10 protein-coding genes are annotated in these 12,068 nt (G+C 31.3%); 2 read left to right on the top strand and 8 right to left on the bottom strand.

Going from position 1 to position 12,068, the window contains the following annotated elements:
• Window positions 1-149 precede the first annotated feature (149 nt).
• The 4 genes from rpoE to B5G32_RS12310 form a co-directional block, all read right to left on the bottom strand.
• Window positions 150-482, bottom strand: a complete 333-nt coding sequence (gene rpoE / locus B5G32_RS12295; RefSeq protein WP_087245822.1) for a DNA-directed RNA polymerase subunit delta — start codon at window positions 480-482, stop codon at window positions 150-152.
• A 9-nt stretch (window positions 483-491) separates the two neighbouring features.
• Window positions 492-2,153, bottom strand: coding sequence for an arginine--tRNA ligase (argS, locus tag B5G32_RS12300; protein WP_087245823.1), 1,662 nt, complete (start codon window positions 2,151-2,153; stop codon window positions 492-494).
• Between the two features lie 65 nt (window positions 2,154-2,218).
• The gene (cls, locus tag B5G32_RS12305; RefSeq protein ID WP_087304011.1) at window positions 2,219-3,724 is read right to left on the bottom strand and encodes a cardiolipin synthase; all 1,506 of its coding nucleotides are present in this window, start codon (window positions 3,722-3,724) and stop codon (window positions 2,219-2,221) included.
• Window positions 3,711-4,115: a DUF1934 family protein gene (locus B5G32_RS12310; RefSeq protein ID WP_087936813.1), complete on the bottom strand. Its 405-nt coding sequence runs from the start codon at window positions 4,113-4,115 to the stop codon at window positions 3,711-3,713. The genes cls and B5G32_RS12310 overlap by 14 nt, the downstream gene beginning before the upstream one ends.
• 133 nt (window positions 4,116-4,248) lie before the next feature.
• Here B5G32_RS12310 and B5G32_RS12315 point away from each other — a divergent pair, with 133 nt between their 5' ends.
• Together B5G32_RS12315 and B5G32_RS12320 are read left to right on the top strand one after the other, a co-directional pair.
• Window positions 4,249-6,120, top strand: a complete 1,872-nt coding sequence (locus B5G32_RS12315) for a transglycosylase domain-containing protein (RefSeq protein WP_087936814.1) — start codon at window positions 4,249-4,251, stop codon at window positions 6,118-6,120.
• 298 nt (window positions 6,121-6,418) lie between these two features.
• Complete coding sequence (locus B5G32_RS12320; RefSeq protein ID WP_087936815.1) at window positions 6,419-8,992, top strand: cation-translocating P-type ATPase; 2,574 nt, start codon at window positions 6,419-6,421, stop codon at window positions 8,990-8,992.
• A gap of 29 nt (window positions 8,993-9,021) precedes the next feature.
• On the opposite strand, the gene B5G32_RS12325 is transcribed toward B5G32_RS12320, so the two are convergent.
• From B5G32_RS12325 to B5G32_RS12340, 4 genes are all read right to left on the bottom strand, one after another.
• On the bottom strand, window positions 9,022-9,372 hold the full coding sequence (locus tag B5G32_RS12325) for a molecular chaperone Hsp90 (protein WP_087936816.1): 351 nt from the start codon (window positions 9,370-9,372) through the stop codon (window positions 9,022-9,024).
• A gap of 135 nt (window positions 9,373-9,507) precedes the next feature.
• Window positions 9,508-9,915, bottom strand: coding sequence for a hypothetical protein (locus B5G32_RS12330; protein WP_087936817.1), 408 nt, complete (start codon window positions 9,913-9,915; stop codon window positions 9,508-9,510).
• A 32-nt stretch (window positions 9,916-9,947) separates the two neighbouring features.
• Complete coding sequence (locus tag B5G32_RS12335) at window positions 9,948-11,051, bottom strand: metallophosphoesterase (protein ID WP_087936818.1); 1,104 nt, start codon at window positions 11,049-11,051, stop codon at window positions 9,948-9,950.
• Between the two features lie 55 nt (window positions 11,052-11,106).
• Window positions 11,107-11,847, bottom strand: coding sequence for an N-acetylglucosamine kinase (locus B5G32_RS12340; RefSeq protein ID WP_158094023.1), 741 nt, complete (start codon window positions 11,845-11,847; stop codon window positions 11,107-11,109).
• Window positions 11,848-12,068 lie beyond the last annotated feature (221 nt).

Consider the following 12,068-nt stretch of genomic DNA (forward strand, 5'->3'; position numbering starts at 1 on the left):
GGAGCTTCAAAGTTTGCATATTTGGAACGAAGTCATCCACGACAATAGATATAATACCATATATTTTTTTATTTGAAAACTAAAAGCTGTTGACTTTTTACTTTGTCAACAGCCTGAAACAAATCACTTCAATGTGATTTGCTTTTTTATTAATTATAATCATCTTCAATTAAACCATCATCAGAATCTTCTTCAGATGCATCTTCTTCATCATCAGCATAAATATCATTCATATCAATATGCACTTCATCAAATTTATGACGACTTCTTAAATCCCAGCGATTTTCACCTACTGTAATAAAACGTCCATCTAAAGTAATGTTTGTATAAAATAAAGATTCATTTTCATCTTTATCTTCTTGATTAAATCCTTTGATTTCAGAAACTTCCTGCCATAATTTATAAAAATCAACTGGCTTTTTTTTCTTTGTCATTAAATCAAATGCAACATCTACCATTGAACTTTGTCTATAATCAATCATAATATCCTCCTACATTTTTTCTGGTGCATTCACACCAATTAAATTTAATGCATTTTTTAAAGTAATTTGAGCAGCTTTCACTAAAGCTAATCTTTGTGATGATAAATCAAGATGATTTTCATCAATTACATAACAATCATTATAGAACGAATGAAATAATTGCGCAAGTTTTTGAATATAATTTGCGATTTTATGAGGAGCTCTTTGTTTAGCACTTTCAATCACTTCATCTCTAAATTCATTAATGTGTTTAACCAATTCAATTTCTTTTTCATGAACCAATAATTCATAATGATTGGCAACTTCGATATGAGCCTGCATAGCCTGTCTTTCAATCGAGCACATTCTTGCATGAGCATATTGTGCATAGTAAACAGGATTATCATTTGACTGAGATTTAGCTAAACCTAAATCAAAATCAAATGGTGAGCTTGCTGCTTTAGATGCAAAGAAATAACGTGTTGCATCAACTCCGATATCTTCAATTAAATCTTTGATTGTCACAGCATTACCAGTACGTTTACTCATTTTGACAACTTCACCATTTTCAACCATACGAACCATCTGCATAATATCAATGTTGAGTTGATCTGCATTATAACCTAATGCCTGTATAGCAGCTTTCATACGTTGAATGTAACCATGATGATCTGCACCTAACAAGTCAACAAGATACTGATATCCTCGATCCAACTTATTTAAATGATATGCAATATCAGGAGTCAAATATGTATAGCTTCCATCACTTTTAATTAAAACACGGTCTTTATCATCACCAAATTCAGTAGATTTAAACCATAAAGCCCCTTCACTTTCATAAGTATATCCCTGATCTTTTAACTTTTGAATTGTGGGTTCAATTTTATTATTTTCATATAATGATGTTTCACTAAACCAGACATCATGTTGAACTCTAAATTCCTTTAAAATATCTTTGATTTTCTGTAATTCATGTTCTGTCCCAATTTTTCTAAAATAAGCAATGGCTTCCTCTTTAGGAATATTTAAGAATTTATCACCAAATTCTTCTTTCAAATTTTCTGCAATTTGAATAATATCTGGTCCATGATACCCATCTTCTGGAAGTGAGGCATCTTGTCCAAAAGCCTGTAAATATCTGGCATATAATGATAAAGCTAAATTTGTAATCTGATTACCAGCATCATTAATATAATACTCACTTGTCACATCATAACCAGCAGCTTTCATAATACGACAAATACTATCACCAACCGCTGCTCCTTTCGCATGTCCTAAGTGAAGATCACCTGTTGGATTAGCAGATACGAATTCAATATTATATTTAATCCCTTGACCAAAATCAGAATATCCATAATGATCTTGTTCATCTAAAACATCTTTAATCACTGATGTCATAGCATCTTTCTTTAAAAAGAGATTGATAAAACCAGGTCCAGCTATTTCTACACGTTCAATATGTCCTGCTTCTAAATCTAATGCATCAATAATAGACTTAGCAATCTCTCTTGGATTTCTTCTTAAAACTTTTGTTAATTGCATTGCCATATTTGTAGAATAATCTCCATGAGCTTTATCTTTAGGAATTTCTATTACAATCTGTTCAAGGGGATAATCTTCCACAAATTTTAAATCAATAATTGCTTTTTGTAAGACCTTCTTTAATGAAAGTTCTATTTTATTAACAGCCATAATATCCTCCTTCTTATCATACTTTTAATACAATATCATATTTGACGATATAGTCAACATTTTTTCTACATTAATGGTGCAAATAACCTTAAAAAAGCTTCATATATTCCTCTAAAACGACGACTATCTTTAAGCGTGACTTTTTGACTTAATGCTAATGTTTCTTTAAAATCTTTCGAAATATCTTTAATGACAGATTTTTGGGTCACCATCACATTACATTCAAAGTGTAAATACAAGCTACGATAATCAAAATTAATAGTACCAACGGTTGCTATTCTTTGATCACATAAAACCATTTTAGCATGTAAAAAACCAGGTTTATATTCATAGAATTCAACCCCTTCTTTCATTAACGAGTAATAATAAGAACGTGTCACATGATACACATTTCTTTTATCTGGAATCCCAGGAGTAATGACTTGAATACGCACCCCTTTTCTTCTTGCTAGCAAAAAAGCTTTCATCATTGTTTCATCAATAATAAAATAAGGCGTCATGATAAGAATTTCTTTTTGAGCCTGATTAATGAGATTCAAATATATGTTTTCACCCGTTTCTTCATGGTCAACAGGTGAGTCTCCATAAGCCACTACATATCCATCCTGTTGAATCGGTGGCAATTGATGAGGTTGATACTGTGTATAATCATCATCTTGATGTTTATAGGCATTCCATGTTGATAAAAACATGGTTGTTAAATTCCAGACACCTTGTCCCTCTAAACGAATACCTGTATCTTTCCAATGCCCAAAACGCACTTTCACATTAATGTATTCATCAGCCAGATTAAAACCACCACTATATCCAATATTTCCATCTATAATACAAATTTTACGATGATCTCGATGATTCATCCCGGCAGAAACAAGCGGTATAAAAGGATTAAAGACAACACATTGAATTCCCAGTTGTTCTAACTTTTTTTCAAAATGATAAGGAAGTGTTGTTATACTGCCAACATCATCATAAATAAAACGAACTTCTACACCTTCCTGAACTTTTTGAGCGAGAATTTTTAAAATATTTTCAAACATCAATCCTTCAGATACAATAAAATATTCCATAAATATATATTTTTTAGCCTGACTGATATCTTTCAATAAATCTCCATAACAATAGTCACCTAACGAATAATAGCGACACTTTGTTCTTAAATAAGTTCCATATCCCAAATCAGATAAATAATGAAGCGCATCCTGTTTGGACTCTGTTAGGGTTTTGGAAACATCATCTTCTAATATCGCAACTTGACTGATTTCATCTAAAGCAGGCTGTAAAATTCTACGTATCTTATGAGATGGTTTCTTATTTCCAATCAATAAATATAATAATCCCCCAAACATTGGGAATAATAAAACAACAATAATCCATGATATCTTATAAGAAGGATTTTCATCTTTATTAACTAACCATAAGACAACCATCAAACTGATCAATCGCATCAGATAATGAATCCAAGAATAATGTTCCAATAATTCTCTACCTATAAAAAATACCCATAATATTTGAATCAAGATAAGAAAACCAAACACAAAAATACGATTTAAAAATATTTTAAATATTTTCATGTTCGTCCACCAGACAATAGGCTTTCATTGTAATCATGATATAAACTGTAGAAATTAACCCATGCTGATCATACAATTCATATTTCAATTTCATGCTATCTTGATTATTTTGAAATTTCAGTAACTTTGTTTTTAAAGCAACTGAACCATAAGGTAATTGATATTGATTCCAAAATGGTTTTTCTTTATGAAATTTTAAAAGTGAATTTCCATGTTGTAAATGCACTTCCTGATCATCATAAGATATTTGAATATGTCCTTCAGGTGTATCAAAATCAAGACTTGTTTTTTGATCTTGATGAAATAATCCTTTGGCTTTATATTCAATTTTATGCTGATCATGATCTTGCTTAAAAATTGCTTTATAATGAATTTGTTTTGTTTGATACATTTGACATCACCGCCTACATTATAACAAAACCACACTGAGAAAGTCACGTTTTATTTCTTATTCCCATATTTTCCATGAATCATGAATATTATTCATAAATATCGGCAAAAATGAAAAAATGAGGTGATAAGTCATGATCAAATGTATCAAATGGTTAAGAAGAATCATTATTGCTGGTTTTGTATTTATGATAAGTGTCTATTCTATAAGTTATATCATTGAAGCTCCTGATTTGAATGGTGGTCATATTATTAGAATGTATGATCAAAATCAACAACTTTTTTATCAATCTCAACAACAAAGTAATGATGTACAGCTCAAAGATGTTTCACCTTATTTTTTAAAGAGTATTGTGGCTATTGAAGATCATCGTTTTTATGAACATCGTGGTTTTGATCCCGTTGGTATTTTACGTGCTATTAAAGCCAATATCAGTGAAAATGGTCGTGTCGAAGGAGCCAGCACAATATCCCAGCAATATGCCAGATTAATGTTTTTAAATAATGATAAGACATGGTCCAGAAAAATCCAAGAAGCTTTTTTAACTGTTCGTCTAGAAACACATTATAATAAGGATACGATTTTACAAGGTTATATTAATACTGTTTATTTTGGACATGGTATTTATGGTATTCAAAATGCCAGTCTATACTATTTTAATAAACAACCCCGTGATTTAGATTTAAATGAAGCCAGTATGTTGGCTGGAGTGATTAATGGTCCTGAGTATTATTCACCATTTAAAGATATCAAAGCAGCTAAACAAAGACAGAAAATCGTTTTAGATGCAATGGTTCATGAAAAACAGATTACACAACAACAGGCAAATCAGGCTTATCAAAGTGAATTCAAACTCAATCCTCATCCATCTTCTACCATCCAATGTGCTTATCCCTATTATCGTGATACGGTTATAAGTGAGCTAAAAGAGCTTGGCTTTTATAAAGAAGAATATGTCAATCAAGGTTTAAATATACAGACAAGTTTAAATCCCCAAATTCAAGATCAGCTTAATCAAACCATTACCGAACAAATGAAAGATCGAGAGGAATTAGAAGTCTCTAGTCTCATATTAGATAGTCAGGCATCTGAAGTCTTAGCATTGGTGGGTGGTAAAGATTATGCGACTTCACAATTCAATCGTGCAACCCAAGCTTCACGTCAGGTCGGTTCTACTATCAAACCATTACTTTATTATATTGCTTTAGAAAATGGTTTTACGCCTATTACCAAATTCAAAAGTGAACCCACTACTTTTCAATTAGAAAATGGAAAAACATATACACCAACCAATTTCAACAAAAAATATGCCAATGATGATGTTACAATGGCACAGGCGATTGCGGTGAGTGATAATATTTATGCAGTGAAAACACATATGTTTTTAGGAGAACAGGCATTAGTGAATACACTTTCTCAATTTGGATATCAACATATTTCTCCTCATCCTTCTCTTGCCTTAGGAACTTTAAATACCAATGTTTATGATTTTTCTGCTATTTATACCACACTTGCTCATCAAGGTATTTACAATGATGTTCATACGATTACCAAGATTACAAATAATAATGGTGATGTTTTGTATGAATATAAGCCTCAAAACAAACAGCTTTTAAATAAAGATACCTGTTTAATGATGAGTCAATTATTAACTGCACCTTTTGAAAAGTCCTTTCAATCCTATACAACACCTACGATGGTTAATTATCCTACAAACACAACATTTGCCACGAAAACTGGTTCAACACCTTATGACTCTTTATGTGCAGGCTATAATCCACAATATACAATTTTAAGCTGGTGTGGTTATGATGATAATCGCGAAATGAATATGACTTCAGATACAAGAATTCCAAAAGTCATTTTCCAGACAATGGCAAACTTTATGCAAAAAGAAGAACTCTGGTATGAGCCATCATCAGAACTCAAAAAAATACCAATCAACCCATTGACTGGAGATTATCAGGAAAATGGACTTGTTTATTGGTTTAAAGATAGTGCATAATTAATACCAAATAAATTTTCCATAGTATTGATTTTTATCCATTTATATCTATTTCATGATAAATAACAGTCAACTTTCTTCACAAAAATAATTCAAAGATTTTCTATTTACATATTTTGACGAGTATGTTAATATAATGGCAATGAGGGAGTAGTCTCACAATATGTGTGATGTTATCAACAATCGCGAATAATTTATTATTCTGGTGCATCTTAAAGACAAGACTCGTTAAAGACATATAAATCTTTAGCGAGCTTGTCTTTTTTATTCGTTGAAGATGAAAAATGGAGGAAAAAGTATGTATTATCAAAAAAGTATTGAACAAACATTAAATGATTGTCAGACAACAAAATCGGGTTTATCAACTCAAGAAGCTTTGTCAAGACAAGAAAAGTATGGCAAAAATGAATTGGCTGAAAAGAAAAAAGAAAGTCCTTTCTTGATTTTCTTAAAACAATTTCAAGATTTATTAGTTATTATATTAATTATTGCCGCCATTATCTCTGGATTAAGTGGTCAGCTGGAAAGTACACTTGTTATTGTTGTGGTCATTGTCATTAATGCGATTTTAGGAACAGTTCAAACATTAAAAGCTGAAAAATCATTAGAAAGTTTAAAGAAACTTTCTATTCCTAAAGTCAAAGTTTTACGTGATGGACAATTATGTGAATTAAATTCTAACGAATTAACAATTGGTGATATTGTTCAAATTGAAGCAGGTGATGTTGTCAGTGGTGATGGTCGTATTATTGAATCAGCATCCCTTCAAATTAACGAAAGTGCCTTGACTGGTGAGGTTGATAGTGTTGATAAAATCACTGATACTATTGAACAGGAAGTCATTGTTGGAGATCAGAAAAATATGGCTTTTTCTGGAAGTTTAGTCACAAATGGTACAGGACGTTATATTGTAACAAGCATTGGAATGAATACTGAAATCGGTAAAATCGCTTCTATGTTAAATGAAGCGAAAGATCGTAAAACACCTTTACAAAAGAGTTTAGATGATTTCAGTGGTAAATTATCTGTTGCGATTATGATTATTTGTGCCATTGTTTTGGCTTTAAATATTTTCTTAGCTCATGAATCTTTACTTGATGCTTTAATGATTGCTGTTGCCTTAGCTGTAGCTGCTATTCCTGAAGCTTTAAGTTCTATTGTGACAATTGTTTTATCTATGAGTACACAAAAAATGGTTAAAGAAAATGCCATTATTAAAAATTTGAATTCAGTCGAAAGTTTAGGTTGTGTATCTGTTATCTGTAGTGATAAAACAGGAACTTTAACACAAAACAAAATGACACCACAAACAATCTATTTAAATAACAAATTATTAGAAATTGATGATTTAGATAGTCATCATCATGATCACAATGTTTTATTAAAAGCATGTTTATTATGTAATAATGCTGTGATTAATGGAGATCAGAGAATTGGAGATCCAACTGAATTAGCTTTAATTGATTTGGTTCATCTTCATACACAAAATGATCCAGAATTTGAAAATACTGCTATTCGTCAAAACGAATTACCATTTGATTCAGATCGTAAATTAATGAGTGTTTCTTCTTTAAATCATTTATATACAAAAGGAGCACCAGATGTTATTTTACAAAGATGTACATCTATCCTTATCAATGGACAAAAAGAAACACTAACAGAACGTTATAAAAACGAAATCCTTCAACAAAATCAAAATTATGCGAATGAAGGATTACGTGTCTTAGGTTTTGCATATAAAGATTTAGATAGTAATGATATTCAATTAGATGATGAAAACAATCTAACATTTGTTGGTCTTGTTTCCTTAATGGATCCGCCAAGACCAGAAAGTGCTGATGCCGTTGCGAAATGTAAAATGGCAGGTATTAAGCCTATTATGATTACGGGTGACCATGTTGTGACTGCCAGAAGCATTGCGAAAAAGATTGGTATTTATGAAGATGGTGACTTATCTATTGATGGTCAACAATTAAATCAAATGAGTGATGAAGAATTAGATGAAAAATTAACACACATCAGTGTTTATGCACGTGTTGCTCCTGAACATAAGATTCGTATTGTCAAAGCCTGGCAAAAACGCGGAGATATTGTAGCCATGACTGGTGATGGTGTCAACGATGCTCCAGCACTTAAACAAAGTGATATTGGAGTTGCTATGGGAATTACGGGTACTGAAGTTTCTAAAGATGCTGCGAATATGATATTAACAGATGATAACTTCTCTACTATTGTCAAAGCTGTTATTACTGGACGTAATGTTTACCGTAATATCAAAAACTCTATCAATTATTTATTATCTGGTAACTTTGCAGGAATTATTTGTGTATTTGTCGCTTCACTTCTTTTATTACCTACACCTTTCTTCCCTGTTCACTTATTATTTATGAATCTTATTACCGACTCTTTACCTGCAATTGCGATTGGTATGGAATCTGGGCGTAATGATGTTTTAAAAGAAAAACCACGTAAAGCTGATGATTCTATTCTTAACAAATCAACTTTCTTCCAAATCAGTTATGAAGGTATTGTTATTGCTATTTGTACAATGTGTGCATACTTAACTGGATTAAAAGGAGATCCTTTAACAGCTTCTACAATGGCCTTTGCAACAATCTGTTTAGCTCGTTTATTACATGGTTTCAATTGTCGTAGTTCTCAACCACTATCAAAAATTGGTTTCTTTACAAACCGTTCAAGCATTATTGCATTTATTATTGGTTTTGCATTACTACACTTCATCTTATTTGTTCCAGCAATGCATGGATTATTTATGATTCATACAATTTCTATAAATCAACTTCTTGTTATTTATGGATTCGCTCTTTTACCAACAATTATTATTCAAGCGAAAAAAATGTTAACAAAATAAGCAAGCCATTTGGACTTGCTTATTTTTTATTATCCTTCTAATGTCTTTAAAATGTCTTCTACAATAGCACAAGCTGGACAATCACAATATTGAGCTCCCTGTGCTTGGATTTCCTGACTATGACGTACAATTTCTTTGGCTTTACTTTCACCAAAATATATCTGTCCATCCTTTGAACTTGCAAAGGCAATTAAATTGTCAATAGGCATGAGATCTTCTTTTAATTCTGCCATATATTGTTGTGTCATCAAAGCTTCATTTTCGCTTCCTACTGATTTTAACCATTGTTCCGCCATTTCTTTTAATTCCTGGCAACAAGTCGGTGTCTTGATTAACTCCTGTGTTTTATGTACCACTTCATCTAATTGTTTTGCATTCATATCTTTTTCTTCCCTTTCTTTTATTCTACACCTTTTTTAAATACAAAACATCTTATAGTGACTCAATCAAATAAATTCATCATCACTCATAAAAAATGTGATAAATCCTATCACATTTTTCATGTTATAAACTTTTTAAAGAAAGGCTTTCAATTCATCTATGTATTTTTGAGAAATTTTCTCAAATTCATCACTATATTGTTTCACCTTTAAATCGACATGATGATCTTTATTCAATAAATGTGCCATTGTCATAACTGACTGATTACTTCCTTCTATTAACATCTTTGTAATTTTAGCATCATCTGTTAATAATGTTTTGATTTCAATCATTGACTCTAACATCATCTTATTTTTCAAATGATCTTCAGTATGAGAGTCATCACGTGTTATTTTGTTTTTCAAATCTCCATAGGCTTTTCTTTGATGTAAAACGATATCACGTAATTGATCATTTTCAATTTTATCAATCAAATGATCAATAGCCAGCAAGCCCATGTTTAAACCATTTAACAATTCTTCAATATATATTTCATTATGCATTATATTATCACCTATATAAGTATAAACTCATTTTATAAATTTATACACTTGACATCAATCCAGCCCACTTCTCCTTGATGAATCACATATGCATAATGACTATAGATTCCTATAACTTTCACAAGATCACCTTTTTTGGCTGAAATAAAATAATCAGTATAATCATCTAAACAATATGTCTGATGATGACGCTTATATAAAAACTCGTTTTTTATTTTTAAATATTGTTGCGTTTCCTTTTGATAACACTCACTGAATTCCTCACCTTTTTTGATGACTTCCACTTCAAAGTGTGGATATGCAATTTTATGCTTCTCATTTTGAGATATTTCTACATCAGATATAACATGATGATATGGCAAAGGTTGAACATATTCTTGTGAGTAATGAATAACACCATCTTTAGATTCAATAATTAATGCATTTAATTGTGAAATAGATTTGACACCCGTTCCCCCATCAATACAAATGATTTTTTTCTTTTCATCAATGATAATATCATTACATATTTGATTTGGATAATAATTGGATGTAGGTAAATGTCCTACAATAACCATATCATCTAAAAGATGTCCCTGATGGTAAAAATATTTCATTTCCAACAATGAAGATAAAGAACTGTTTTTATAATCTTTTCTTTTTTCAATACCTGCATGAACAAATAGAAATTGATTCAACTTTAATGTAACAGGTAAGTGAGATATAAATGCAATTTCATCATGTAAATAATCAGCAATCTGTTTTTGAATACCTAGCATTGTTTCATGCCCCTGATCCAAATGTAAACGATGATAAACTTCACGTATGCAGCCATTGCTGGAAACACGCTTTAAATAACCCTGTATCTGATTTGCCAGTTCAGGTATTGTCAGCAATGCGTCTAATGCCCATTCACAATTTCCCATGAGTACAAAAACACGATCACGTTTAGATAGTTCTTGAACATAATGAATGGTTTCAATAACCTGGTCACCTTTTTCTACAAAATCGCCTAAAATAATCAGATAATCTTCAGGTGTGTATTTCACTTTTTTTAAAAGTGCCTGAAATCTATCTAAATGACCATGAATATCACTAATGACTATGATTCTATATTGACCTTTAATCGTTTTTACCAAATGTCTAGGAGTTATCATTTTATCACACTCATTTCTTTATTATTGTAACATAATTCAAAAGAAAAGATACTCTTTATTTTTTGAGTATCTTTTGAGTATACATACACCCTAATAAATATGCTCCATATTCTGGTGGATAAAGCGGTGACTGTAAATAACATGATGTCGTCTGTAATGTTTCTTCTAATGGCTTTAAAATATATTCACCTGCCTGAAAAACGCCTCCTATATAAGATACTGGTATAGGTTGATGAAAATCTCGAGCCAGAACTTCTATCAGTTGACCAAGATAACTTGCGGCATTTTTATAAATCTGCAAAGCATACAGATCGTTTTCTAAAGCCAATTCATAATTGATTTTTGCTAAAAGTGCAATGTCTTTTCGTTCGTTTTGAAGATGATGACGATATGAAATGATATCATAGTCATTTTCTAATAATAAACTTTCTTTAACTTTATCATACAATTTTGTCTTTTCTAATCTTCCGTCAACTTGTTGACAATATATTTTCATGAGCTCTTTTCCCATCCAATAAGCACTACCTTCATCACCTAACTGATAGCCCCAGCCACCACATCTTTTTGTTTGTCCATTCAAGCATGAATAAGCGATGCTGCCTGTTCCTGCAATCACAACAATACCATCCTGATTAGCTAACGCTCCTGCTAAAGCTATTTGAACATCATTATATAAAAGATACGTATAGCCCTCGAAAGCTTCCTGGCAAATATCTTCTATTTGTTTTCTTAAATCTTCCTGATTTCCATATCCAGCCAATCCTGCAATGATCAAAGATTTTTTAGAAGGATCCAATAACGTAACATTCTCTTTAAGAATGCATACACTTTCTTGTTTTGACTGTGTCAAAATATGAATGGATCCAGCAGCAATGTCATTAAGTTAAGGACTGAATGACATTCGAGGGTTATATTGCAAATATACCCTCTCTCTTTTTTTATTATTTTTCAAAGAAAAGTATTGACATTGCTACGATAGTGTGCGGCCTATTATCAATTTTTTATTGATAATAGGCC

The sequence above is a fragment of the Massilimicrobiota sp. An80 genome, from assembly GCF_002159255.1.
GTDB lineage: Bacteria > Bacillota_I > Bacilli_A > Erysipelotrichales > Coprobacillaceae > Allocoprobacillus > Allocoprobacillus merdigallinarum.